Source organism: Massilia sp. CF038 (genome assembly GCF_900129765.1).
Taxonomy (GTDB): Bacteria; Pseudomonadota; Gammaproteobacteria; order Burkholderiales; family Burkholderiaceae_D; genus Telluria_A.
On record NZ_FQWU01000002.1, the window covers coordinates 1,603,224 to 1,628,645 of the forward strand.

18 protein-coding genes are annotated in these 25,422 nt (G+C 62.2%); 6 read left to right on the plus strand and 12 right to left on the minus strand.

The features are described 5' to 3' along the window. Positions 1 to 215: 215 nt before the first annotated feature. The 6 genes from tal (at position 216) to BUC24_RS17630 (ending at position 6,379) form a co-directional block, all read left to right on the plus strand. On the plus strand, positions 216 to 1,295 hold the full coding sequence (gene tal / locus BUC24_RS17605) for a transaldolase (protein WP_073219069.1): 1,080 nt from the start codon (positions 216 to 218) through the stop codon (positions 1,293 to 1,295). A 67-nt stretch (positions 1,296 to 1,362) separates the two neighbouring features. Then, the gene (locus tag BUC24_RS17610; protein WP_073219071.1) at positions 1,363 to 2,358 is read left to right on the plus strand and encodes a BMP family lipoprotein; all 996 of its coding nucleotides are present in this window, start codon (positions 1,363 to 1,365) and stop codon (positions 2,356 to 2,358) included. A gap of 81 nt (positions 2,359 to 2,439) precedes the next feature. Then, positions 2,440 to 3,969, plus strand: a complete 1,530-nt coding sequence (locus BUC24_RS17615; protein WP_073219074.1) for an ABC transporter ATP-binding protein — start codon at positions 2,440 to 2,442, stop codon at positions 3,967 to 3,969. Continuing rightward, a complete protein-coding gene (locus tag BUC24_RS17620; RefSeq protein WP_073219077.1) occupies positions 3,966 to 5,048 on the plus strand; it encodes an ABC transporter permease in 1,083 nt (360 codons plus the stop codon). Before BUC24_RS17615 ends, BUC24_RS17620 begins: the two co-directional genes overlap by 4 nt. Positions 5,049 to 5,051: 3 nt before the next feature. Further along, a complete protein-coding gene (locus tag BUC24_RS17625) occupies positions 5,052 to 6,020 on the plus strand; it encodes an ABC transporter permease (protein ID WP_073219080.1) in 969 nt (322 codons plus the stop codon). 2 nt (positions 6,021 to 6,022) lie between these two features. Next, entirely contained in the window at positions 6,023 to 6,379 is a 357-nt protein-coding gene (locus tag BUC24_RS17630; protein ID WP_073219083.1) for a hypothetical protein, read from the plus strand. A gap of 17 nt (positions 6,380 to 6,396) precedes the next feature. Here the strand turns inward: BUC24_RS17630 and BUC24_RS17635 are convergent, their stop codons facing one another. From BUC24_RS17635 to BUC24_RS17690, 12 genes are all read right to left on the minus strand, one after another. Then, positions 6,397 to 7,227: a MipA/OmpV family protein gene (locus BUC24_RS17635; protein WP_073219088.1), complete on the minus strand. Its 831-nt coding sequence runs from the start codon at positions 7,225 to 7,227 to the stop codon at positions 6,397 to 6,399. Beyond that, positions 7,224 to 9,314, minus strand: a complete 2,091-nt coding sequence (locus BUC24_RS27530; RefSeq protein WP_073219091.1) for a putative bifunctional diguanylate cyclase/phosphodiesterase — start codon at positions 9,312 to 9,314, stop codon at positions 7,224 to 7,226. The genes BUC24_RS17635 and BUC24_RS27530 overlap by 4 nt, the downstream gene beginning before the upstream one ends. Further along, positions 9,301 to 10,233, minus strand: coding sequence for a phosphate/phosphite/phosphonate ABC transporter substrate-binding protein (locus BUC24_RS17645; RefSeq protein WP_083598977.1), 933 nt, complete (start codon positions 10,231 to 10,233; stop codon positions 9,301 to 9,303). The genes BUC24_RS27530 and BUC24_RS17645 overlap by 14 nt, the downstream gene beginning before the upstream one ends. A gap of 76 nt (positions 10,234 to 10,309) precedes the next feature. Continuing rightward, on the minus strand, positions 10,310 to 11,392 hold the full coding sequence (locus BUC24_RS17650; RefSeq protein WP_229448268.1) for a S1/P1 nuclease: 1,083 nt from the start codon (positions 11,390 to 11,392) through the stop codon (positions 10,310 to 10,312). Continuing rightward, positions 11,389 to 13,077 (minus strand): bifunctional metallophosphatase/5'-nucleotidase, encoded by a 1,689-nt coding sequence (locus tag BUC24_RS17655; RefSeq protein ID WP_073219094.1) that lies wholly within the window; start codon positions 13,075 to 13,077, stop codon positions 11,389 to 11,391. The genes BUC24_RS17650 and BUC24_RS17655 overlap by 4 nt, the downstream gene beginning before the upstream one ends. Positions 13,078 to 13,213: 136 nt before the next feature. Next, entirely contained in the window at positions 13,214 to 16,672 is a 3,459-nt protein-coding gene (locus BUC24_RS17660) for a TonB-dependent receptor (protein WP_073219097.1), read from the minus strand. A 560-nt stretch (positions 16,673 to 17,232) separates the two neighbouring features. Further along, positions 17,233 to 18,720: an amidohydrolase family protein gene (locus tag BUC24_RS17665; protein WP_073219100.1), complete on the minus strand. Its 1,488-nt coding sequence runs from the start codon at positions 18,718 to 18,720 to the stop codon at positions 17,233 to 17,235. 20 nt (positions 18,721 to 18,740) lie between these two features. Beyond that, positions 18,741 to 20,063: a guanine deaminase gene (guaD, locus tag BUC24_RS17670; protein WP_073219103.1), complete on the minus strand. Its 1,323-nt coding sequence runs from the start codon at positions 20,061 to 20,063 to the stop codon at positions 18,741 to 18,743. A gap of 14 nt (positions 20,064 to 20,077) precedes the next feature. Then, a complete protein-coding gene (gene xdhC / locus BUC24_RS17675; protein WP_073220293.1) occupies positions 20,078 to 21,088 on the minus strand; it encodes a xanthine dehydrogenase accessory protein XdhC in 1,011 nt (336 codons plus the stop codon). After that, positions 21,088 to 23,427: a xanthine dehydrogenase molybdopterin binding subunit gene (gene xdhB / locus BUC24_RS17680; protein ID WP_073219106.1), complete on the minus strand. Its 2,340-nt coding sequence runs from the start codon at positions 23,425 to 23,427 to the stop codon at positions 21,088 to 21,090. Before xdhB ends, xdhC begins: the two co-directional genes overlap by 1 nt. A 10-nt stretch (positions 23,428 to 23,437) precedes the next feature. Continuing rightward, the gene (gene xdhA / locus BUC24_RS17685) at positions 23,438 to 24,904 is read right to left on the minus strand and encodes a xanthine dehydrogenase small subunit (protein ID WP_073219109.1); all 1,467 of its coding nucleotides are present in this window, start codon (positions 24,902 to 24,904) and stop codon (positions 23,438 to 23,440) included. 72 nt (positions 24,905 to 24,976) lie between these two features. Further along, positions 24,977 to 25,399, minus strand: coding sequence for a hypothetical protein (locus BUC24_RS17690; RefSeq protein WP_073219112.1), 423 nt, complete (start codon positions 25,397 to 25,399; stop codon positions 24,977 to 24,979). Positions 25,400 to 25,422: the final 23 nt, after the last annotated feature.

Sequence of the window (25,422 nt, forward strand, 5' to 3'; positions counted from 1 at the left end):
GCGCTGGTGCATAGTTCTAAAGCTGTGCTGTTGCCCTCTGGCGCAACGCAACAACATTATGAGAGACAGGCCCCCGGGCAAGCGGCCATACCGGCCATTTCTTGCCCCGGCAAAAAGAGTTAAGTAATAGCCAAGTTCGTCGTAAAAACCCGACGGTTTTCATGTCGACGGCTGTTGCACCAATACGACAAGCGTGCCCGCCAGGAAGCAAGCCAATGAATGAAACTAGTGCATATACCAGCCGCCTGAAAGCAGTTGCGGACCTCGGCCAGCAGATCTGGCTCGACAATCTGAGCCACGAACTGGTCACCTCCGGCGCGCTGGCGGCCTGGATCGCCGAAGACGGCATCCAGGGTGTCACCTCAAATCCTTCGATCTTTTTCAACGCCATCAGCCGCGACCCGGCCTACCAGGCCGCCCTGCCCGCGCTGCGCATTGCCCACGCCGATCCGGAAGCCCGCTTCGAGGCGCTGGTGCTGCCTGACGTGCAGCGTGCCTGCGACTTGCTGGTGCCCCTGTACGCCGACGCGGACGGCAAGGCTGGTTTCGTCAGCTTTGAAGTGTCGCCACGGCTGGCGCACGATGCCGCCGGCACCGTGGCCGACGCCAAGCGCCTGTGGGCGGCAATTGCGCGTCCCAACGCCATGATCAAGATTCCCGCGACCGAAGCAGGCATCGCAGCGCTCGAAGAAGTCATCTTCGCCGGCATCAACGTCAACGTCACCTTGATCTTCGGACCGCGCCAGCTGGCCGCCGTGCGCGCCGCGCACCGGCGTGGCCTGGCGCGCCGTCTGGAAGCGAAGCTGTCGGTGCAGCGCATTGCCAGCGTGGCCAGTGTCTTCATCAGCCGGGTGGATGCGGCGGTTGACGCCCTGCTGCCGCCCAGCGCGGCCCACCTCAAGGGCAAAGCCGCCATTGCGGCCGCGCGCGTGGCCTACCACGAGGTACAGAACGACAGCAGCTTCGCCGTCTTCACCGCCTTTGGCGCCACCCCGCAGTGGCTGCTGTGGGCCAGCACCGGCACCAAGGATCCAGCCATGCGCGACGTCACTTACGTGGAGGAGCTGATTGGCGCCGGCACTGTCAATACCGTGCCGGACGCCACCCTGCTCGCCTTCCGCGATCACGGCGAGGCGCGCCCCTCGCTGGGCGAAGGCCTGGACGAGGCCCGTGTGGCGCTGGCCCAGCTGGGTCGCCATGGCATTGAACTCGATACAATTGGTAACGACCTGCTGGGTAAAGGACTGACACAATTCGAGCAAGCCCATGCCAATCTGCTCGCGTTGCTGGCATAAAAGCTTCAAACAGGCCCAATGCCCTTGTTGTGCCGGGTACAATATCGATATTCCAGGAGCTAACCTAATGAAACTTAAGCAACTCAGCATCATGATGGCAACGCTGTGCGTCGCTGCGAGCGCTACCGCCGCCGATCCCAAGCTGGGCATCGTGTACGACGCCGGCGGCAAATTCGACAAATCGTTCAACCAGTCCGCCTTCGAAGGCGCCGAACGCTTCAAGAAGGAAACCGGCATCAAGTACTTCGAAGCCCAGGCGTCGTCCGACACCCAGGCCGAACAAGTCTTGCGTGGCCTGGCCCGCAAAAAGCTCGACCTGATCGCCGCTGTCGGCTTCTCGCAGACCCAGGCCGTGCAAAAGGTCGCGGCTGAATTCCCGACCGTGCGCTTCGTGCTGATCGACGCTGTCGCCAAGGGCAACAACATCAATTCCATCCTGTTCAAGGAAGAAGAAGGTTCTTATCTGGTCGGCGTGGCTGCGGCGATGGCGTCCAAGAGCAAAAAAGTCGGCTTCGTCGGCGGCATGGACATTCCCCTGATCCGCACGTTCTCGTGCGGTTACACCCAGGGCGTGAAAGCAGCCAATCCGAAAGTCGAAACCTTCAGTAACATGGTTGGCACCACCGCCGCTGCCTGGAACGACCCGGCCAAGGGCGGCGAGCTGGCACGTGCGCAGTTCGACCGTGGCGTTGACGTGGTGTTTGCCGTGGCCGGCGGCAGCGGCATGGGCACGCTGCAGACAGCCAAAGAAAAAGGCAAGCTGGCTATTGGCGTGGACTCCAATCAGAACTATCTGCACCCGGGCACCATGCTGACCTCCATGGTCAAACGCGTCGACCTGGCCATCTACGACTCCTTCATGCAGATGAAGAACGGCCAGTGGAAGCCGGGCGTGTCGTACAAGGGCCTGAAAGAAGGCGGCGTGGACTGGGCGCTGGACAAGGATAACCGCGCTGTCGTGTCGCCGGAAATCGAAAAACGCGTCAACGAAGCCAAGACCAACATCATCAACGGCAAAGTCAAAGTGCACGACTACCGCACCAACAGCGCCTGCCCGGTCTGATTTTTTTCGTCCTCATTCAAAGAGCGCGCCGCGCCGGATCAACCGGTCCGGCGCGCTTTTGAAATTAACCATTCTTCCTCTATGCAGCCAGCTGTAGAATTTCGCAACATATGCAAGGCCTTCGGGCCGGTGCAGGCGAACGCCGACGTCAGCTTCTCGATTGCCAAGGGCTCGATCCATGGCGTGATCGGCGAGAACGGCGCCGGCAAGTCGACCCTCATGAGCATCCTGTATGGCTACTACAATGCCAACAGCGGCCAGGTGCTGATCGACGGCCAGGTGCAGGACATCCGCACCAGCCATGAAGCGATCGCGCTCGGTATCGGCATGGTTCACCAGCACTTCATGCTGGTCGAGAACTTCACCGTGCTCGATAACGTCATGCTCGGCACCGAAGGCGGCTTCAAGCTGGCCTCGCACCGCGCCGTGGCCGAAGCCAAGCTGCGCGAAATCTGCACCCGCTACCGGCTCGACGTGGACCCGCTGGCCAAGATCGAAGACCTGTCGGTCGGTGCCCAGCAGCGTGTTGAAATTCTCAAGCAGATTTACCGCAGCGCCAACATCCTGATTCTGGACGAGCCGACCGCGGTGCTGACCGCGCAAGAGACGGCGTCGCTGTTCGAAATCCTGCGCCTGTTCAAGGAACAGGGCAAGACCATCATCCTGATTACCCACAAGCTGGGCGAGATCATGGAAATTACCGATCAAGTCACCGTGATGCGCGCCGGGCGCGTGGTGGGCGCCGTTGAAACGGCTACCACCTCGAAAGAAGAACTGGCCAACATGATGGTGGGCCGCCCGATCCAGAGTGAACTGCCACGCGCCCCGTACAACCCGGGCGCCACGGTGCTCAAGGTCGAACAGCTGCAACTGAACGACAAGGCTGGCGTGCGCCTGCTGGCGGACATCGACTTCGAACTCAAGGCGGGCGAAATCGTCGCCATTGCCGGCGTGTCCGGCAACGGCCAAAGCGAATTGATGCACATTTTGTCGGGCATGCGCCTGCCCACCGGTGGCAAGGTCGCCTTCCTGGGCCAGGACTTGCCGTTCAAGGGCCGCCACGATGCTGACGGCCTGCCCGCCGCCTTCCGCGACCTGGGCATCGGCCACGTGCCGGAAGACCGTCTGCGCGACGGCGTGATCAAGGATTTCTCGGTCATGCACAATACCGTGTTCGGTCACCAGGACCGGGTCAAGAACGGTATGGGTCTGCTGGACTTCAAAGCCATCGCGGCGCGCTGCGCCGATCTGCTGCGCGTATTTGACGTGCGCCCGGCCAATCCGGACCTGCGTATCGGCCTGCTCTCGGGCGGCAATCAGCAAAAGGTGGTGATCGCCCGCGAAGTGTCGGCCAAGCCGAAGCTGATGCTGGTCGGTCAGCCCACCCGCGGGGTTGACATTGGCACCATCGAATCGATCCACACCCAATTGCTGCGCATGCGCGATGAAGGTGTGGCGATCCTGCTGGTGTCGGTGGAACTGGAAGAAGTGCGGGCGCTGGCCGATCGCATCATCGTCATGTCCGGTGGCCGTATCACCGGTGAACTCAAGATTGAAGAATTCGACACCACCCGCATCGGCTTGCTGATGGGCGGGATGCACAAATCATGAAGATCACAGAACTCCCGCGCTGGGCTACCGCGTTCGCGCTGCCCGTCCTGAACCTGCTGTCGGCGCTGATCGTGGCCGGTATCGTCATCCATCTGCTGGGCGAAAGCCCGACCGAGTCGCTCAAGATCCTGATCGACAGCGCGGTGCTTAATCCGGAAGGATTGTCGTACACGCTGTTCTATGCCAGCACCTTCATCTTCACGGGTCTGTCAGTGTCGATCGCAATGAAGGCTGGACTGTTTAACATCGGCAGCGAAGGCCAGTTGTACCTGGGCGGCCTGGGCTTGACGGTGGTCATGCTGCTGCTCGACCAGAGCCTGCCCGGCTGGCTCCTGATTCCCGCTGCGATGGTGGGCGCAGCCCTGTTTGGCGCAGCCTGGGCCTTCCTGCCCGGTTATCTGCAGGCCAAGCGTGGCAGCCACGTGGTGGTCACCACCATCATGTTCAACTTTATCGCCGCCAGCTTGATGAACTTCATCATCGTCAAGTACCTGATCCCGGAAGGCCAGCAAAACCCGGCCAGCCGCGTGTTCGCCACGGCAGCGGAAATGCCGCGCCTTGCCAACTGGTTCCCGGTACTGGGCGACACCCCGCTCAACATCAGCTTCCTGATTGCGATTGCAGCACTGGTCATTTATGGCGTGGTGGTCTGGCGTTCGGCATGGGGCTACAAGCTGCGCGCCACGGGTCTGAATCATCACGCGGCGCATTACGCCGGCGTGTCAATCAGCGGCATGATTATCATCGCCATGCTCATTTCCGGCGCGCTGGCCGGTCTGGGCGCGGTCAATTCCATCATGGGTTCGACCCACTATCTGTCGCTCAACTTCCCTGCCGGCGCCGGCTTTATCGGCATCGCCATTGCGCTGATGGGCCGCCAGCACCCGGTTGGGATCTTCCTGTCGGCCGTGCTGTTTGGCGCGTTGATCCAGGGCGGCTTCGACCTGTCGCTGGAAAAACCGAACATCCCGCAAGAGACCTTCATTTTCATTCAGGGCTTGATCATCCTGTTCTGCGGCGCCATGGAAAACCTGTACGCGCCCGCATTGCTCAAGATGCTCAACCTGCGCAAAGGATAAGCCATGTTTGAAGACTTCCAGTTTGCCAGCATCGTCGTCTCGACCATCCGCAATGCGCCGGTGCTGATTTTTGCCGCCATGGCCGGCCTGTTTGCCGAACGCAGTGGCGTGATCGATCTTGCCCTTGAGGGCAAGATCCTGGCCAGCGCCTTCGTCTCGGCCGCTGTCGCCTTCACCACAAAAAACCCCTGGTATGGCGTGGCCGCTGGTATCGCCGTGTCGGCTGCCCTCGCCCTGCTGCAAGGCTTTGTCAGCATCACCCAGAAGGGAAATCAGCTGGTGGGCGGCATTGCGATCAACATCGCCATGAGCGGCCTGACCTTCGTGCTGGCCCAGTTCTTCTACCAGCAAGGCGGCCGCACGCCCGACCTGGGCGAAGCGCGCCTGTTCGACATTGTCCTGCCGGGCACCGCCGCCGTGGCGGACGTTCCCTTCCTGGGCTGGTTCTACGGCCACGTAATCGGCGGCCATTCGGCGCTGGTGTACCTGGCCTTTGCCCTGATCCCAATTGTGCACTGGGTGATTTACCACAGCCGTTTCGGCCTGCGTCTGCGCGCCTGTGGCGAAAACCCGCACGCAGCCGATGCGGCTGGCGTCAGTGTCGAAACCACGCGCTACATGGCGATGCTGGTGGCGGGCGTATTGTGTTCGTTCTCGGGCGCCTATCTGGCGATTGTGCAGAGCGGCTTCTTCTTGCGTGACATGTCGGCCGGTGCCGGCTACCTGGCCCTGACTGCCCTGGTGTTTGGCAACTGGCGCCCTATGTATACGGCGCTGGGCTGCATTATGTTTGGCTTCTTCAATGCGGTGCAAGTGCAGATCGAGGGCGTGGAGCTGCCGGGCGTGGGCCGCATTCCGGGCTCGCTGATCCAGATGATTCCTTACGTCGTCACGGTGATCGTGCTGGCCGGCCTGATGGCCAAGTCGGTGGCGCCCAAATCGATTGGCAAGCCGTTCGTGAAATCGCGATAAGCATGCTGCGCAAGGCACTGACCACTATCGCGCTGCTGGGCTGTGCCCAAAGCGCGATGGCGCGTGAATTTCCAGTTGAACTGATGCGCCCCTGGTTTGCCGCCGTGACCGAGGCATGCAGTAAAAAGGATCCGCCAAATGCCAAGTACTACAAGACTGGCTTGGCGCTGATGATGAAGCGCCACCCAGAGGCGGCGCATGCGGTCGTGGACAAGACTGTCTATCCGAACGTCGACAAGTCAATCAAGCACGACATCGAGACCATGGATGAACGGGCGCTCGCGCGCGACTGCCGCGTCTTGTACGATCTGGCGGGCGAAGTCGCCTCCGGTCCCCCGGATGCCCCGCCGCCAAAGTGAGCCAACAAGGTCGTTGACTAACGCGCTTTCTGCGCCGAACGCTTGATGGTGTAGGCAAAGCCGATGCCGATCGAAGCACCTGTCTCTTTTTTCATCAGCGGGCTGTCGCGGTTGACCGCGCCGGCATAGCTTTCGTAGCGTACAAATCCAAACACACGCAAGTCCTGGTTGATCAGGCGCGAGGCGCTTGCGCCCGTGCGTACCAGCATCAGCCCCGAGTCGGCTTCAAACGCGGGCCGCTCCAGCGTGGCGTATTGCGGCGCAACTTCATAAAAATACTGGTTGATCTTGCGGTTCCCGAACACCATGCCCACGTTGGCGTCAAAGGTCCAGCTGCCCTGCGGGCCACGCGCCTCGTACACCACTTTCGGCTCGAAGGTATAACCCTGGGTGCGCAAGCCGCTGCGTGCTTCGAGCACGGCGCGCAGAGGAATATCGAGCCGCAGGCGGCTGGTGGGCGACAGGTCGGCCAGGCGCACCTTCAAACGCGGTCCCAGTTCCAGCAAGGTGCCGAGGTCGGGCATGCCGGCGCGTGCGGCCACATCGTCCGAGCGGGCCGGCAGCGAGGCGGCCAGACCCACGTCCAGTTCAACCCGGTCGCTTTCGAACAGGCGCGCGCCAATCCCGGACTGGTCGGCGCGCATCACTTCGCCGCGATAGATCAGGAATGGCAGCACCAGGCTGCGCGTCGAACGGTCGGACGAACCCGGATAGGCCGGGGTACTGGCGCTGCCGCCCAGCACACCCACTTCCCACAGGGGCAGGTCTTCGGCTTGGACGGGGAGCGATAAGGCGGCAAGGGGAAGTGCGGCGCAGAGGGTACGGGACAGCAGAGTCGACAATGTCATGCGGGAGCCTGAAGTGATAACAGCATTTGTTCAAATTGCGCGACCGGCACCGGTGGTCCGTAAAGATAGCCCTGGAATGCGCAACATCCGACCGAAATCAGAAAATCGGCCTGTGCCGCAGTCTCCACGCCCTCGGCGATGACGTCAAGCCCCATGTGGTGCGCCAGCGCCACGATGGTGCTGGCAATGGCCGCGTCATTGGCGTCCACCGTGACGTCGCGCACAAAGGAACGGTCGATCTTGAGCTGGTCGAGTGGCAGCCTTTTCAGATAGGACAAGGACGAATAGCCGGTACCGAAATCGTCGAGCGAAAAACATACCCCGTGCCGTTTCAGCGTCGTCATCTTCTCGATGATGGCTTCCACGTCATCCATCAGCAAACTCTCGGTCAGTTCCAGCTTCAGGTGGCGCGGGTCGGCGCCGCTGCTGGCCAGCGCCAGCAGCACCTGTTCCACAAAATCGTTCTGGCGGAACTGGCGCACGCTGATATTGACCGCCACCGACAGATGCGCGGCCTGCTCTTCCCTGCCCCAGGCGGCCAGCTGGGTGCACGCGGTCTCCAGCACCCAGCGCCCGAGCGGAATGATCAGGCCCGTATCCTCGGTCAGGGGAATGAAGTCGTTGGGCGGCACCAGCCCGCGCTCCGGATGGGTCCAGCGCAGCAGCGCTTCCGCGCCAGTGATGCGGCCATTCATGTCGCGCTGCGACTGGTAGTACAGCTCGAACTGGCCCAGTTGCAAGCCTTCGCGCAAATCATGTTCCAGCGCGGCGCGGGCTGACACCACGGTCTGCATGTGCGGATCAAAAAAGCGCAGCGTGTTGCGTCCGGCCGTCTTGGCCTCGTACATGGCCAGGTCGGCGCGCTTCATCAATTCGTCGATTCTATGCTCGCTGCCCACGAACAGGGTGATGCCGATGCTCGAGGTACTCTGGTGGCGCTGTCCTGCCAGCTCGTAGGGCACGGCCAGCGCGGTCAGGATTTTGCGGCCAATCGCCTCGGCCTGCGCTGCGGCCTCGGGCACCGCCTGGGCCAGCGCTTCGAGCATGACGACAAACTCATCACCGCCCAGCCGCGACACCGTGTCGCCTTCGCGCACGCAGCCGAGCAGGCGCTGGCTGACCTGCTGGAGCAGCAAGTCGCCCATGTCGTGGCCGCGCGTGTCGTTAAGCGTCTTGAAGTTGTCCAGGTCAATGAACAGCAGTGCGCCGGTGCGCCCGCTGCGCGCCGACGCCAGCATCGCGTGGCGCAAACGCTCGACCAGCATGCGCCGGTTGGGCAGTCGTGTCAGCGCGTCGTAGAAAGCCAGGCTGCGGATTTCTTCTTCGGTGGCCACCCGGTCGCGCTCGGAAGCGGCCAGGGCGTCGAGCATGCCGTTGATCGACACGCCCAGCGCGCCAATTTCGTCGCTGCGGCCAAGACCGGCACGGACGCTGCGTTCGCCCTTGTGCACCGCGTCGGCCACCAGCATCAGCTTGCGCAAGCTACGCGTCAGGCCGGCGGCAATCAGCATCGACAGCAGCACGGCGATGGCAATCGCGGCGGCGCCAAGCAGATACCCGCGCCGGCTGACGTCGCGCAGGTTTTCGTGCAACGATGCGCGTCCCCAGCCGATCCGCACCCAGCCCAGGTGGCGGCTGCCGGCAAATACCGGTTCGGCCGCGTCCACCAGATTGGCGTCGTCGACCAGAACCGCAGCTTTGGGCACCGTGCTGGCCAGCAGGCGCAGGCTGACCGGGTCGCTGACCATCAGGCCGATGTCGCCCACCTCGTTGGAGGCGTACACGCGGCCATCGCGCCCCAGCACCATGGCGTACTTCAGGCTGGGGTTACGGGCAATGCTGCGCAATTCCATCTGCAGCCCGGCCATGTCGTTGGCCACCAGCCAGGCGGTACTGCCCACCGCCAGCATATGGGCCAGATCTTCCGCATTGTTTTTGCTCTGCTCCATCAGGAAGGCCGACTGGTGCTGCACCACGCCATACCCGAAGCCGAACATCACCAGCCCGGTGGCCAGGGCGAACACCAGCGCCAGCTGGCGCCGGATGGTGCCGCAGGCCAGATCGAGCAGGGGGTCAACGAAGCGCATCCGGGCTGTCCGGGAAAGCCTGCTTGTACTTGTCGAGGAAGACTTGCACCACGTCGTAATCGGCGTCGCTGGCCGGTTCAAAGCGGGTGATCGGCACTTGCGCCAGCAGCGCCCTGCCCTGCTCGGTGTCGTGCATCTCGGCCATCAGGCGCTCGACCCGGGTCACCAGTTCAGGCGGCACATCGTTGCGCGCCACAATACCCTGGTTGATCAGCGAGTCAGTCGGAAAGCGCACTTCCAGCTCGCGCGCCTGCTCGGGGTGGGTGCGCTGGAAGGTGGCCCAGGCCAGCGGCCAGGTGGCGCCGGCGTCCGCGCCCTTCATGTACACCTCCATGATCGAGGCGTGCTGCGAGCCCACGTAATTGACATGCACGTCGCGCGCCGGATCGATCCCGGCCTGCTTGAGCTGGAGCTGGGTCATCATGGTTGCTGCCAGCGCCGACTTGGGCGGAAAGCACAGCTTTTTCCCTTTCAGGTCGGCCAGGGTGCGGATTGCGCTGCCCTTGCGCACCACCCAGATGCCGCGAAAGGCCGCGTCATCGCCCATCTTGGCGATGATGCGGTACCCGCTGCGGCGCGCGGCGCGCCAGCTGTGATAAGGGTTCGAGAGGGCAAAGGCGAAGGTGCGCGCTTCCAGCTGCTGTTCGTGCTCGGCCAGGCCGCGCGGCACTTCCAGTACCAGGCGCGCGTCGGGCAAGCCCGCATTCAGGTAATCGATGACCGGCTGGAAAACGTCATAGACGTCGCGAAAATTGGACATCGGCGTCACCCCGAAGGTGTACTCGGCAACGCGTGCTTCATGCGGAGGGGCAATCAGAACCGGCGCGTACACCGCGTCGCTGCCCTGCTTGCCGCATGCGGCTAGCAGGCAACACAAGGTCACCAGCCAGCACCAGCCCGTTTTCGCCAAGCCATCCATGATTGACCCCGGTTACTTCACTTGGGAAAGTATCCCCAGTGTTTAACCACAAGTCAACCGTGCAGCGGGCGCAGCCTCAAGGCCAGATGGCTTGCAGCAACGATGCCAGGTGGTAACCGCCGTTGACGAGCTGCGTGCGCGCCAGTGCCGAACTGGAGACAGGATAATTCGCCCCCATTTGCAGCGCGAACTTGTATTCGGTCGCACCGCGTTTGTTGACCTGCGCTTCGGGCTTGCCCACGGTCACATCCTGATAGGCAAACTTGGATGCCGCCAGGGTGTCGTCTGCCCACTGGGTCGGCCAGGTGTATGGCCGGCCCGTGTTTTTAGGGACCTCGGGGTTGCTGTCGATCATTTTTTGCGCAAAGGCGGCCGGGTCGCTGGTGGTGCTGCGGCGCATGGCATATTTGACGACGGTGGCGTCCCAATAACTGTGGAAGGGCTTGGTCGCCCACTTCTTGGCGTCGGGCGGCAAGGGCGTGGTATCCAGCAGGTTCAGGGGCGCTTCAATGCTGGCCAGTTTGTCGTTGTCGAGCAGCAGACTGTTGCTGCCAAGCGTCTCGAAAATGTGCACACCATCGACCTGGGCGCGCTGTTGCGGATAAACGAACTGGCCCTCGGCGCTGACATACGCCGAGCCCATGTGCAATGGCTGGTGGATATCGCCTACCAGATGGGCCACTAGCAGCAGCGCCTGACGACGGGTGAACTGGTGCGGGTTGAACTCCGGGTCGGTCTTGCCCTGCAACACCGCAATGGCCTGCTTCAGGCTTTGCACTATATCGACCTCGGCACTGCCGACGATGCCTTCATGGTAATGCGTGGCCTGGAACGGCACATTGGCGTAGTGGTATTCGGTGTGGCGCGGATTGGCCGTGGTGTACACCACTTGCTCGGGCGTGGCGGCGGGATAACCGACGCCACCTTTGGCCGAGTCGGCCCAGTTGGTGATCGACTCCAGAGTCTCGCCCGGCAGCAGCAAGGCCGCTACTTCTTTCTCGGCATTGCTGCCTTTGATCAGTTTTTCGGCAATCGCGCCGACCGCGCGGTGGCCTTCGTTGCCCCATGCGGCCGCGTCGATCGAGACGAAAGCGCACGAAAGCGCCACCACTGCTGCCAGCTTGTTCATGCGCTTGCCTTTGTTGAATGTGATTGTCATTGGACCACCTGGATGCGCCCGGCAGGCGCGACGTTGCCAACTGGCTTGCCCGCCTTGTCCTGGCTGATTAAATAGGACGACAAAGCATCCACGTCGCGCACATAGGTGTCGCGCTTGTTGGTGGCCAGCTTGAAGGCGGGGAAATTGTCGCCGCCTTCGGACAGGAAATTATTGCCTGCCACACGGTAGGTCTTGCGTTCATCCATGGCCACGCCGTTCAGCTTCAGGCTGCCTGGCAGCACGCGCTGGCCGCGCGGCAAGGCCGGATTCCAGCGGTAGGTAAAGCCGCTGGAAATTTGCAGCACTGACGGATGGGCCGCGCCCGGGCGCACCCATTGCTGGTCCAGCAGTTCGCGGATCTGGGCGCCGGTCAAGTCCATGGCCACCAGGGTATTGCCAAACGGCAGAACGATCTGGACCTGGCCGACCGTGGCCACCAGATCAGCGCCCACGTCGAGATCCTGGCGCATGCCGCCCGAATTCATGAAGGCAATCTGCACACCTTGATCGCGGGTGGCAGTCAGGATCGAATCGGCAATCAGGTCACCCAGTGCCGATTCCCCCGCCTCGCTGGCCTTGCGCCCGACCGAACGCACCGCCACGCGCGCCAGCGGCCGGTTCAGCGCCTCGGTACTGCGCGCACGCGCCGCGTCCAGAAAGGCGGTGACCTTGACATCAGGCGGATACTGACCTGGCTTGACCACCACGTTGCGCACATCAATGCCCAGCACGTCGGCGTTGCGCGGATCGACCCGCAGCTTGATGCGCGAGAGCACGTGGCCACCCATGGCAGCCTGGGTGATGGTGCGCCCCGCCACCTGGCACTGGAAGCCCTTGTGGGTGTGACCGCTGACGATCAGGCGGATGGCCGGATCGAGCCGGCGCGCAATATCGATGATCGGTCCCTTCAGTTCGCTGCATTCAGGCTTGTCGAAGGGCTCGCCCGTTTCGCCGCCTTCGTGGATCATCAGCACAAACACCTGGGCACCCTTGGCGCGCATTTCCGGGATGACCTTGTTGACAGCGTCAGCCTCGTCTTCAAACGACAGGCCGACGATGCCCGACTTGAGCACCAGCGAAGCGGTGTCGCGGATCACCGCGCCAATCAAGCCCACCTTGATGCCCTTGACCTCGGCAATTTTGTAGGCCGGCAGCACCGGCTGGCCAGTCGCGCTGTCGAGCACATTGGCGGCCAGGTAAGTGAAACCGGCGCCGCGAAATTCGGGTGAGAACTGGCACGCCTTGTCAGCCCGGTTGGACTCGCAGCCGCCGTGCTGCTGGCGCAGCAGCTCGGCACGGCCCTGGTCGAATTCGTGGTTGCCGACCGAGCTTGCAAACAGCCCGGCCATGCTCAGCGCTTCGATGCTCGGCTCGTCCGCCCACATGGAGGACATGGCCGGGCTGGCGCCCACCAGGTCGCCGGCGGCGACAAACAGCAAGTCGCGGTCTTCCTTGCGCCAGGCCTGCAGCGCAGCGGCAATGTGGTCGATGCCACCAGCCTGCTCGGAACGGGCAATGCCGTCGGCATAACTGGTGTACTCAAATTTGGTGGCATCCAGATGGCCGTGGAAATCGTTGAACGAAACCAGATTCAGTTCAACCGGTGCTGGCGGGCGCGTGGCGCAACCGGACAAGACACTCACGACACTGACGGCAAAGGCGATGTTGCAAAAACTTTTTTTCATAGTACGAAGGATAACCGATGAGCACGTAAAAAAGCGCTCGGATGGGGTGGCGGATATGTATCCGCTTGTATCGCCCGGGCCAAAAAAAACGGCCGGTGTCGCCACCGGCCGTTCCATTACTGACGCATGCGCACGATTAGAACTCGTACTTCACAGTCGCTTGAATTGCCCACTGCGATTCGCCCTTGATCTGGCGAACGTCCAGGTTCTCGACAGCATCACGCACGGTGTAGATGTACTTGCCGGTTGCAGCATCAATACCACCGTAGTCGACGAAGCTGCGTGCCTGACCGCCGTTGGCCTGGAAGCCAACTTCGTTGATACGGCCCCAACGCTTGTTCAGCAGGTTGCCGAAGTTCAGGATATCGAAGGAGAAGGTGCCCTTGTTACCCGAGAAGAAGCCTGGCACTTCCTGCGAAATACGCACGTCGAAGCTGTTGGTCCATGGTGCGAAGTCGGAGTTACGCTTGACGACGCCGCCTTTTGCGCTGCTCAGTGCGCCGTTGGCATTGACCACATCCCAGAAACGCTGCTCATTGACTTTGCTGGTGGCGGTGTCGCCGCGGAAGATGACTTCACCCGAACCGAAGGCCGATGGCACGTACATCAAGTCGTTACCGGCCAGGCCGTCACCGTTCAAGTCATTGTTGGTGGTCCAGCTGAACGGCTTGCCCGAACGGCCTTCATAGAACATGCCGATGCGGGTGTTGTAGTTCGAGAAGAACTTCTTCTGCCAGCTGACCGATGCGTTGATACGGTCCTTGACCAGGTAGCTCGAGTTCGACGCAACTTCTTCGTTCGGGTTGAACACGGCGCGGCCGTTGAAGTTCGAGTTCGATACCGACGAGGTCAGTGGCGACACTTCGGTGGCGTCGGTGCGGGTGTACGCAATCGAAGCGCCCAGGCCTTTGGTCATTGGACGGGTCAGCGACAGGGTCAGCAGGTTGCCGTCGCCCTTGTCGGTGCGCTTGGCCAGCAGAACGCTGTTGTAGTTGCGGTTGTTCAGGAAGCGCGAGGTCACGCCCGAACCGGACACGGTACCGCCGGTCGCATTCCACGATGCTGCGGCATAGCCAGCGTCGTTGTAATACATTTCACGACCGTCCGGGCCCAGACGCTTGGCAGCGCCCAAGTTCAGGTGTTCGTAGTAGATGCTGTCCTTGTTCTTGGTGTACAGCCATTCCGCGCCGAAGACCAGGCCGCCCCATGGCAATTCGCTGTCGAAGGCCAGGTTGGCTTTCCAGATCGATGGCTGACGCAGTGCCGGGTCGAGGAAGTCGACGTTGGCCGCTGGCACACCAGCAACGTTGGTCGGCTGCGTATCCGGATTGGCGCTGAAGACCCAGGTGGTGCCATTGCCGCAGTTGGTGGTTGTGGTGCTGCACGAAATGATGCGCGTTGCCACGCCAGGATTCGAGAACGGATTCGACATCCAGACCGAAGCTGCCGCGCCCTGGAACAGACCGGCGCCGCCGCGTACCTGACGGTTGACGGTTTCGCTCAGCTTGTAGTTGAAGCCGAAACGTGGTTGCACCAGCTGGGCGCCATCCACGGTCACGGTATTGTCCAGACCGAAGCCGCCCGACTGCTGGGCGTTGGTCAGTGGATTACCTGCGACCATCGGTGCTGCCGCTGCGGTGTTGCGCTGTGGCTTCTCGGCGATCTTGGTCTGATCGACGCGCACGCCGTAGGTCAGGGTCAAGCGTGGCGAGACGCTCCAGGTGTCTTGTACGAAGGCACCGGTATTGCGCATGGTGAATTGGGCAACTGCGGTATCGAGCGTGCCGCCGGCGACCGGAGTCTGCACCGAATACGAACTTGGACGACCGCGCTGGAAGTTCTCCAGCACAGCCGCTTCGATGCCGGCGTTCAGGGCAGCGATTTGCGCCGGGGTGAAGGTGGCCTGGCCGTTCGGGCTGCAGTTGAAGTTGGTGGCAGCGCCGTTGAACGTGTACTGGTACGTTGGGCTTTCATTCACGCAGCTGAAGGTGTAGTTGCCGTAGACGTCTTGCAAGAACGCGTTGTAGATCTTGTTCTTGTTCATGTCCGCGCCGAACTTGATCTCGTGATCGCCCAGCGTCCAGTTGGCACCGGCGTACAGGTCAAGCGTATCGGTGGTCAGCACATTGCGCTGACGGCTGCGTTCGGTACCGAAGTTCAGGAAACGGTTACCGGTTGGCACGCCAGCAGCAGTACCGACTGGGGTAGGACCGCTGAATTGCAGGCCGATCGCTGGCAGACGCGAATTATTCTTTGGTACCGAATCGTAGGCGCGGTTCGATGCCTTAAACTCGGTCGAGAACGACGAAGTCCAGTCCGAGAACACTTGCGCAACCACGGTCTGGATGCTCTTCTCTTGCGAGTAGAAGAAGGAGTCCAGGCTGACGCCGGTGGCCGACACGCTCGGGAACTGCGGCTCTGCCTGCGACGTCTTCGAGTAACGCAGCATGGCGCGGTGGTCATCGTTGATGTTCCAGTCCAGCTTGATCATGTTCTCTTTGACACGCAGTGCCTTGCCGCCGGAATCGAGTCCGCCGATGTCAATGCCGTGGGTGTTCTTGGCAATGGCTTGGGCCTGCGCAATCGCCGACTGGGTAATGCCAACGGTGGTACCGGAACCGGCGCCAATCGGACCGAAGTCCGGTGCGGTACGGGTGCTGATGAATTCTTCCGACAGGGCGAAGAAGAACAGCTTGTCCTTGATCAGCGGACCACTGACCCAGCCGCCCTTGGTGGTTTCCTTGAACGGGGTTGGATCGGCGTAGGTGCCGTCGGTAATGTTAAAGCGCTTGCCAGCCATCGCGTCGTTACGGAACACGTAGTACAGGCCGCCCTTGACGGTGTTGGTACCGGACTTGGTGGCAGCGTTGATGTTCGCGCCGGTGTAACCCTTCTGGGTCACGTCGTAGTTGGCGACGTTGATCTGGACCGACTGGATCGCTTCCATCGAAATCGGCTGGCGCGCAGTCGGGCTGCCGTTCGATTCCAGACCGAAGGTGTCATTCACGGCCACGCCGTCAATGGTCATCGAGTTGTAGCGCGAGTTCTGACCGGCCACGGAGATTTCGCCGCGCTCTTTGTCGGTCTGCGATACGCGTGGATCAAGGCGCGCATAGTCTTGCAGGTTGCGGTTGATCGATGCCTGGGTGGCCAGTTCGGTGGCGTTGATGCTGGTGCCCGAACCCATGGTGGTCTTGGAGAATTTCTCAGCGCGTGCGACCGAACCGGTCACGATCACTTGCTGGGTTGCAGCGCCGATGGTGGCGTCCACCGCAGCTGTTTCAGCCAGGTTGGTGTAGATGCCTTCGCGCTTTTCGGTAACGCCGTTCTGGGTAATGATAATCGTGTAAGGACCGCCAGCACGCAGACCACGCGCAACGTAACGCCCTTCGGCGTCGGTGGTGACGCTGCTGACCGAGCCGGACTCGGTGTGGATGATCTGGACTTGTGCACCGCTGGCAGGCTTGCCGTCGGCGCTGGAAACGCGGCCGCCAATGGCGGAAGTGGTGTTCTGCGCAAACGACGGTGCCGCTGCCAGCGCCATGGACAAAGCAAATGCCAGCTTGGTCAGCTTAATCCGATTATGATTGATCATTGTATAACCCCAATAAGAACTAATAGTTATTTTGGAAGCCCATCCCGGCGCCCCCCTCTTTACTTTGCTGCAATCCTGCTGGCCCCGCTTGTGACAGACCCGCTACTTCCGTTTTTGGTATCCCGGCATTGCGCAGCGCGCAACTTTAAGCGTCAATTGTGACTGTGTCATGACTTGTAGATTTTCATCAAGATTTAACTTGTTCAATCAACTATGCATTAACGGTCTGGGGCTGACAAATACCATTTCGTTCGAATATTTATATTTCAAAAATATAAATAGCGAAATAATGTTCTTTGTTTAAGCGAAATCAACACCTTAGCTTTGCCCTACCCTTGGTGGAATTATAAAGTAGCCTTTCTCGGGTGAAAGGCTTTCAGGTTCCAAATACAACAAACGTTTACGTCGACGGCCAAATGTGTAGCAGGATGGCCACAACGGACATGACGTGCGTAAATATCTTCACTTTTTTGTGAATTATTTGACGTGGAAGCGTGAATTCGGAAGAGGCCGGGCCGCTGGCGCGCGCAGCGCAAGCGGCCGGAAATGCGGAAGTGGTATTACCGGGCTGCTGCCGCGTCGAGGGCGGCAATGCGGCTTTCAAATGTGGCAAAACGCTGGTCGAGGTCGGCTTTCAGGCGCTGCTTGTCCTGTTCGGCCAGGAAGGCGTAACGCAAGCTGTTGTAGGCAGCCTTCTTCACCTCGGCGTAGCCAGGCTTGTAGCGGCTGGCAAACAGCACGTATTCCTGCGCCAGCGTGTGGCGCGTGACGCCGGCGTCGTCGGTGGCAATCACGTACGGCACTTTGTATTTACGATAGATCGCCAGCGGATGGTTGCCTTCCTTGATGCCGGAGATGAAGCCATTGCTGGTCAGGTTGATTTCGACCGGGACATCGCGCTCGCGCATGGCCTTGATGATGGCCGGCGCATTGGTTTCGTGGGCCAGGTCCAGACCATGGCCAATGCGGCTGGCGCCAGCCACGTTGAGCGCCTGGTCGATGTGGAAGCGCAGCCCTTCCGGCGGCACGTCGCCCAGCGCCAGCTCGCCCGCATGCAGGGACAGCTTCACCTCGGGATACACGGTTTTCAGGAAGCGGAACATCTTCATGTGCAGCGCATAGTCGCGCATCGATACGTTGGCGCTTTCCTGGCCGACGATATTCACGCCCACGATCAGGGGGCTCTGGCGCGCGGCCTTGAAGGAGGCCACCATCTGCGAAAACACCATCGACGGCGAGAAGAAGCGCAGCACGTACGGCTGGTAGCGCATGGTGAAGCGGGCGTCGTCCACCTGCGCTGAATCGGCCTGCACGCCATCGACATAGGCCTTGATCTGCGCATTGAAGGCAGCGTCCTTGTCGAGCGTGGCCAGGGCTGCGCGCAGGGCCGCGTCCAGCGCGCCGTCGTCCATACCCGGCTTGAGGGCCAGCGTATCGAAAGCAGGATCCGGCGTGAATGGCGCCAGCTTGAACACCGTCTCGATATAAGAGACGTTTTCTTCGATGGCGCGCTGCTTCAGGGTCAGCAAGCCTTCATTGGTATTGCTGTCGGCAACCGGGTTGAAGTAACCGAAGGTCGAGAAGAACTGCCGGTCCGGCGGCGCCTGCAGCGCGCCATGATTGTAGAAGTCCTTGCTTGACCAGCGCTGCAGCAGTTCGCGATACACGCCGTCGTCGGCCACCGTGTCGGCGCCAGACAGGCAGGCGCGGTCGGCTGCAGCCTTGGCACGCTCGGCGGCCACCACTGATTTGTCGGTCTCGATCCGGTAGCTCTGCTTGTTGATGCAGTAGCCCTGCTTGTCGACCCAGCTGATGAACTGTTCGGCGTAGATGGCGCCTGAATAATGGTGGTGCAAATCGCCGCCCTTGGGCATCTGCGAGAAGAACAGGGTCAGTTCGGCCGTTTTCGGCTCAGCGCCGGCGATCAGGGCGGCGAAGTGGCGCGCGGTGGCGGCCTCGTTGGGATTGCTCTTTGGCGCAGCGTGGGCGCTGCTGCCGGCCACCAGCGCCAGCGCCATGACGGCGAAGCGGCTCGATTGTCTGATCATGAATACTCTTCCCGGTGAGGTTAAATTGACGAGGGCCGGCGCTGGTGCACCTGGCGTCCGCAGGCATAAGTGGCATCGACCGCGCGGTCGTCACCCAGCAGCGCCAGCGCGAACAGCAGTTCCTCGAGGTTCTCGCAGCGCTCCGTGCGGCGCGCCAGCAAGGGGGTGGCCTTCGGATCGAGGACGATAAAATCGGCCTCGGCGCCGGCCACAAAACTGCCGATGGTGCCCTCCAGTTGCATGCTGCGTGCCGCGCCCAGCGTGGCCAGGTAAAACATGCGCACGGCGGGCAGGTAGCTGCCTTTCAAGCGTGCTACTTTATAGGCTTCATTCATGGTTTGCAACATCGAGAAGCTGGTGCCGGCACCCACGTCCGTGGCCAGCGACAGCGCCACCCGGGCTGCGTCGGCCCGCTCGAAGTCAAACAGGCCACTGCCCAGGAACAGGTTCGAGGTAGGGCAGATGGCAGCGGCCGCACCCGATTCTGCCATACGCGCAAAATCGCGCTCGTCGAGCCAGATGCAGTGTCCATACATGGCGCGCTCGCGCATCAGGCCCATGCTGTCGTACACGTCCAGGTAGCTGCGCGCCTGCGGGAACAGCGATTGCACCCATTTGCATTCGTCCGGGTTTTCCGACACGTGGGTCTGAATGAAGGTGTCGGGATAGGCACGTGCCAGCTCGCCCGTCAGGCGCAGCTGCTGTTCGGTCGAGGTGGGCGCAAAGCGCGGCGTGATGGCGTACATGGCGCGGCCCTGCTTGTGCCACTTGCGAATCAGTTCTTCGCTCTCGCGCACGCCGCCCTCGGCGGTATCGCACAAGAATTCGGGGCAGTTGCGGTCCATCAGAATCTTGCCGGCGGCCATACGCAGATTGCGTGCGGCGCTCGCCTCAAAGAAGGCGTCCACGGACTCGCGGTGCACGGTGCAGTACACCATGGCCGTGGTGGTCCCGCAGCGCAGCAGTTCGTCGAGGAAGAAATCGGCCACTTCGCGCGCGTGCGCAGGGTCGCCAAACTGACGCTCGGTCGGGAAGGTGTAGGTCTCCAGCCAGGGCAACAGGCCAGGCGCGGGCGAGGCAATCATGTCGGTCTGCGGGAAATGCAGATGGGTGTCGATAAAGCCCGGCATGATGATCTTGCCCCGGTAGTCGCGCACGGGGGTGCCGGGCGCCAGGGTGGCAATCAGGCTCGCGTAGTCGCCAGCGGCCTTGATCTTGCCGTCTTCGACCAGCAGCAAGCCATCCTGGTGCCACGCAAAGGCGTCAGGCTGAAAGGCCGGATCGGCGTGAAAGTGCAGCAAGCTGGCTCGGAAGGCTTGCAGTGGTTGTGGTGCGATTGACATCTGACTCTTTCGGATTACGTTTGACTTGAGGCTACCAGCCTTAATGGCGGGGCGCCAGCGCTGCGGTGCGCGGCCTCCTCCCACACCGTCAGCAGCTGGGCGCACACCGATGCGGCGATCACCGCCGGTGCCTTGTTGGTGATGCCTGGCAGCCCGATCGGGCACACCATGGCGGCAATGCGGGATCCGTCCACGCCCCTGGCGCGCAGGCGGTGTTCGAACTGGCGGCGCTTGGTCAGGGAGCCGATCAGGCCAAACCAGCCAACGCCGTCGCGCGCCATGATCGCCTCGGTCAGGCGCTGGTCGAGCGCGTGGCTGTGGGTCATGACGAGGTAGGCCGCACCGGGCGGCGCGCTTGCCACCAGCGCTTCGGGAACATCGGTTGCCTCGACCGTGACATTGGCCGGCACGCTGTGCGGGAACATATCGTCGCGCTCATCGACCCAGGTGACGGTGCAAGGCAGATACGCCAACGCACGCACGATCGCCTGGCCCACGTGGCCGGCGCCAAACAGCACCAGATGGTCGCGCGGGGCCTGTACCTGGTCGACCAGCCAGCGCCGTCCATCCTGCTCCTGCATGACATGGGTGCCGCGTTCACGCGCAAATGGCGGGCAGGCTGTGCCCCACAACAGCGCGCCGTCGGCATGGAACAGCGCTGCATCGGGGGCGCCGTCGAGCGCCACCATGCGCCAGGTATCGTCGCGCAGGCGTTGCGCCAGCAGCGAAGCCTGGGCCGGATCGGCCAGTTCGAACGCCAGGTGCACCACACCGCCACAACACTGGCCCAGGCTGGGCCCCAGGGCGAAACGTTCGATATGGCGCACACGGGCATCAGAGAGCATAGCGCGCGCAATTTCCACCGCGCGCAGCTCCAGGTGGCCGCCGCCGATGGTGTCAAACACCTGTTCCGGCGTGACCAGCATGCGTGCACCAGGCGCGCGCGGACCGGACCCTTCGACCGTGGCCACCGTCACCAGCACGGCCGCCGGGCCAGGCTGCGCAGCGTTGCGCCAGTCGTCCATCATGCCGCCTGTGCCACGGCCGCCTCGACGGCGGATACGGCATTCAGGATCGCTTCGCTGGTGGCGGGCGCGTTCAGGGGCGGATTGACCTTGTGCCCACCCACGGCGGAGACGGCATCGCGAATGGCAAAAAACACCGAGAACGGCAACAGCAAGGGCGGCTCGCCCACGGCCTTGGAGCGATGGATGCTGTCTTCCACATTGCTGTTCTCGAACAGGCGCACGCGGAAGTCTTCGGGACAGTCGGACACGCCGGGAATTTTGTAGGTCGATGGCGCGTGCGTCATCAATTTGCCGCCCGCGTTCCACCACAGTTCCTCTGTCGTGAGCCAGCCCATGCCCTGGATGAAAGCACCCTCCACCTGGCCGCTATCGATCGCAGGATTAAGCGACTTGCCGGCGTCGTACAGCGCGTCGGCGCGCAGCAGCTTCCATTCGCCGGTCAGGGTGTCGACCACCACTTCGGCCACGGCTGCGCCGTAGGCGTAGTACGAGAACGGGTGGCCGTTCATGGTTTTTGGATCCCAGTGCAGATGGGGCGTGGCATAAAAACCGTCGGACCATAACTGCACCCGCGCCAGGTAAGCCTTTTGCACCAGCACGGGGAACGGCACTTCGTGGCCGTTGACGTGCACGGTATCGGCGGCAAACAGCACCGCCTGTTCCTCGCCGCCATACAGCTTGACCGCATACGCGGCCAGGCGCTCACGGATCTGGCGCGCCGCATCCTGCGCGGCCTTGCCGTTCAAGTCGGCGCCGGTGGAAGCGGCCGTGGCCGAAGTATTGGCAACCTTGCTGGTATCGGTCGCGGTGGCGCGGACATGGGCCATGTCCACGCCCAGTTCATGCGCCACCACCTGCATGACCTTGGTGTTGATGCCTTGCCCCATTTCGGTACCGCCATGGTTGACCAGGATCGAGCCATCCACGTACACATGCACCAGCGCCCCTGCCTGATTCAAATGGGTAACGTTGAAGGCGATCCCGAATTTGACGGGCGTGAGGGCCAGTCCTTTTTTCAGCACGGGGCTGGTGGCGTTGAAGGCATCGATGGCGCTGCGGCGCGCGCGGTACTCACTGGTTTCCTCCAGCTCGGCCGCCAGTTCGTGAATCACATTGTCGACAATGACCTGGCCGTAGGGCGTGACGTTGTCGCTGTCGCGTCCATAGAAATTGAGGCGCCGGATATCGAGCGCGTCGCGCCCCAGATTGCGCGCGATTTCATCGATGATGTATTCGATAGCGATGGCGCCCTGCGGCCCGCCAAAACCGCGGAAGGCGGTATTCGATTGCGTGTTGGTCTTGCCGCAGGCGGCGCGGATATCAACGTCGGACAAATAATAGGTATTGTCGAAGTGGCAGACCGCGCGTGTGGCGACGGGGCCGGACAGATCGGCCGAATAGCCGGCACGGGTAACCATGTCAACCTTGGCCGCGATGATCTTGCCGCTGTCGTCATACCCGACTTCGTATTCGTAATGGAAGCAGTGGCGCTTGCCGGTGACGAGCATGTCGTCGTCGCGGTCGGCGCGCAGCTTGACCGGGCGCCGGACCTTGACCGCGGCAATGGCAGACGCCGCCGCCCACAGCGCCGACTGCGACTCCTTGCCGCCAAAGCCGCCCCCCATGCGCCGGCATTCCACCACCACATGGTGCGAATGCAGACCGAGCGCGTGCGCCACCACGTGCTGCATCTCGCTCGGGTGCTGGGTCGAGCACAGGACCAGCATGCCCTTGTCTTCCTTGGGAATCGCGTACGAGATCTGGCCCTCCAGGTAGAACTGCTCCTGGCCGCCCACATACAGCTCACCCTTGACCGAATGGGGCGCCTTCTCGAATGCCGCCTGATAGTCGCCACGTTGCAGGCGCATGGGCGGCAGCACATACGACTGGGCCGCACGGGCAGCCTGCGGCGTGAGGATCGCAGGCAGCTCTTCGTAAGTGATGTTGCCAAGCCGCGCGGCACGGCGTGCATTGTCGTGGGTATCGGCGACAACAATAAAAATCGGCTGGCCCACATACATCACCAGACCGTCGGCGAGAATCGGATCGTCATGGATGATCGGACCACAATCGTTGGTGCCGGGGATGTCCTGCACGGTCAGCACCGCGACCACGCCGCGGCTGGCCTTGACGGCAGCCAGGTCGATGGCGGTGATCTTCGCGTGCGCTTTGGATGACAGGCCCAGAGCGGCGTGCAGGGTCCCCTGCACTTCCGCGATGTCGTCGGTATAGGTGGCCTGGCCAAGTACATGCAGTTCGGCCGATTCGTGCGGGCGCGCGAGACCGACGCCGGTCCAGGCGGCGGCCTTGATTGCTGGTGCGGCTGTGTCGTTCATGGTGTTCTCCTCAGGCGCGCACGGCGAACGCGTTGACATCGGCATTGGCCAGCGGCGCCACGGCGCGCGTCTCGAACCAATAGCGGCGCAGCAGATTCTGCGCTGTCTTCATACGGTAAGCGCTGGAGGCGCGCATGTCTGACAGTGGCGCGTAGTCGTGCGCCATGGCGGCCATGGCGGCACTGACGGTCGCCTCGTTCCACGGCTGGCCCAACAGCAGCGCTTCGGTCGCCGCAGCGCGTTTCGGCGTGGCGGCCATGCCGCCAAAGGCAATGCGCGCTTCCACGACGGTATCGCCATCGAAGCGGCAGGCAAACGCGGCGCACACGGCAGAGATATCCTGGTCGAAGCGCTTGGCCAGCTTGTAGGTGCGAAACTGTACACCCGCGCGCGGCAGCGGCACGCGCACGGCCTGGACAAATTCGTCCGGATGCAGGTCTTTTTTCTGATAACCGAGGTACAGGTTTTCCAGCGCCAGCACGCGCTCACCGGCGCCGGAGCGCAGCACCACCTCGCTGCCCAGGGCAATCAGCCAGGGCATGGAATCGCCAATCGGCGAGCCATTGGCGACATTGCCACCAAGCGTGCCTGCGTTGCGGATCGGCAGCGAGGCAAAGCGCTGCCACATTTCAGACAGTTGTTCGGGATAGTGCTTGCAGACGGCGCGGTACGCGTCTTCCAGCGTGACACCGGCGCCGATCTCGATCATGCCGCCAGCCTCGGTGACCGTGCGCAGCGCTTCGACATGACCGAGGTAGATGATGTCGCCCAAGTCGCGCATCTGCTTGGTGACCCAGAGCCCGATATCGGTGGAGCCGGCCAGCAGCGTGGCTTGCGGATGGGTAGCGCGCGCCTGCACCAGCTCGTCGAGCGTGCGTGGCGCCAGGAAGTTGCGCCCATCGGCGCTGTAGACACTCATAGCCTCGCGCTGCAAGGGCGCCAGCTGTGCGGCCAGGGCGGTGCGGTCAAAATCCACCTTGGGCAGTTCGCCCATGCGCATTGCGGCATCAATGATCGGGCGGTAGCCAGTGCAGCGGCACAGATTGCCGGACAAGGCATCGTCGACCTGGCAGCGGCTTGGTTTGACGCCATCCTGTTTCAGGTACATGCCCCACAGGGACATCACGAATCCAGGCGTGCAAAAGCCGCATTGGGAGCCGTGGCATTCGACCATGGCTTGCTGGACCGGGTGCAGCGCGCCATCAGGCTGCTGCAAGTCTTCCACCGAGAACAAGGCCTTGCCGTCAAGCGTGGGTGTGAGCTGGATGCAGGAATTGACCGCCTTCATCTCGACCTGGCCATCCTTGAGCGTACCGATCACCACCGTGCAGGCGCCGCAGTCGCCCTCGGCACAGCCTTCCTTGGTGCCGGTGCAGTGCAGATCATCGCGCAGATGCTGCAAAATGGTCTGGGTTGGCGCGGCATTGCGCACTTCGCGCACGGCGCCCTGATAGTAGAAACGGATCGGTGTTGACATTCTTGCCTCGGCTTTATCCCAGTGTACTAGGTTAACACTGGGCGGCCGTCAGCTTATATGCATTCGCGTATTTTAGATATCAGCGCTTTCCCATGAGACGGCGCACCCGGACTCTGGCCGCTCAATGCCAAGTGCTGCGGCCAGCATGGTAATGGGCAGGAAGGCCGCAAGTGCCAGGCACATGGTCAGCGGATCGCGCGCGACCACAAACACGACCAGCGCGACAGCGCCGGGAATGAACAGCAGCAGCGCGATACAGTACTTGATCCATAGGTGGCGATTCAAAAAATCGCGCACCGGTCGGGGCTGCGGGAGCAAGGCTTGTCCGCTGCCCTGGAACTGCAGAAATGCGGCGCTGACAGCCTCCTTGTCGAGCGCGGCGACGTCCAGCTCGGCCCCATGGGCGAACCCACGCAGGCCACACTCTGTGCAATGGGCAAACTGCGCGGCATTGTTCGACCCGCAGGATCGACAGATCCAGTCTTTTGTACGCATAACGTTCCGGTTAGAAATGTTTT

Excerpts from the sequence above, each read along its gene's own strand:
- tal (WP_073219069.1), top strand. The coding sequence starts at position 216 with ATGAATGAAACTAGTGCATATACCAGCCGCCTGAAAGCAGTTGCGGAC.
- BUC24_RS17610 (WP_073219071.1), top strand. The coding sequence starts at position 1,363 with ATGAAACTTAAGCAACTCAGCATCATGATGGCAACGCTGTGCGTCGCT.
- BUC24_RS17615 (WP_073219074.1), top strand. The coding sequence starts at position 2,440 with ATGCAGCCAGCTGTAGAATTTCGCAACATATGCAAGGCCTTCGGGCCG.
- BUC24_RS17620 (WP_073219077.1), top strand. The coding sequence starts at position 3,966 with ATGAAGATCACAGAACTCCCGCGCTGGGCTACCGCGTTCGCGCTGCCC.
- BUC24_RS17625 (WP_073219080.1), top strand. The coding sequence starts at position 5,052 with ATGTTTGAAGACTTCCAGTTTGCCAGCATCGTCGTCTCGACCATCCGC.
- BUC24_RS17630 (WP_073219083.1), top strand. The coding sequence starts at position 6,023 with ATGCTGCGCAAGGCACTGACCACTATCGCGCTGCTGGGCTGTGCCCAA.
- BUC24_RS17635 (WP_073219088.1), bottom strand. The coding sequence starts at position 7,227 with ATGACATTGTCGACTCTGCTGTCCCGTACCCTCTGCGCCGCACTTCCC.
- BUC24_RS27530 (WP_073219091.1), bottom strand. The coding sequence starts at position 9,314 with ATGCGCTTCGTTGACCCCCTGCTCGATCTGGCCTGCGGCACCATCCGG.
- BUC24_RS17645 (WP_083598977.1), bottom strand. The coding sequence starts at position 10,233 with ATGGATGGCTTGGCGAAAACGGGCTGGTGCTGGCTGGTGACCTTGTGT.
- BUC24_RS17650 (WP_229448268.1), bottom strand. The coding sequence starts at position 11,392 with ATGACAATCACATTCAACAAAGGCAAGCGCATGAACAAGCTGGCAGCA.
- BUC24_RS17655 (WP_073219094.1), bottom strand. The coding sequence starts at position 13,077 with ATGAAAAAAAGTTTTTGCAACATCGCCTTTGCCGTCAGTGTCGTGAGT.
- BUC24_RS17660 (WP_073219097.1), bottom strand. The coding sequence starts at position 16,672 with ATGATCAATCATAATCGGATTAAGCTGACCAAGCTGGCATTTGCTTTG.
- BUC24_RS17665 (WP_073219100.1), bottom strand. The coding sequence starts at position 18,720 with ATGATCAGACAATCGAGCCGCTTCGCCGTCATGGCGCTGGCGCTGGTG.
- guaD (WP_073219103.1), bottom strand. The coding sequence starts at position 20,063 with ATGTCAATCGCACCACAACCACTGCAAGCCTTCCGAGCCAGCTTGCTG.
- xdhC (WP_073220293.1), bottom strand. The coding sequence starts at position 21,088 with ATGGACGACTGGCGCAACGCTGCGCAGCCTGGCCCGGCGGCCGTGCTG.
- xdhB (WP_073219106.1), bottom strand. The coding sequence starts at position 23,427 with ATGAACGACACAGCCGCACCAGCAATCAAGGCCGCCGCCTGGACCGGC.
- xdhA (WP_073219109.1), bottom strand. The coding sequence starts at position 24,904 with ATGTCAACACCGATCCGTTTCTACTATCAGGGCGCCGTGCGCGAAGTG.
- BUC24_RS17690 (WP_073219112.1), bottom strand. The coding sequence starts at position 25,399 with ATGCGTACAAAAGACTGGATCTGTCGATCCTGCGGGTCGAACAATGCC.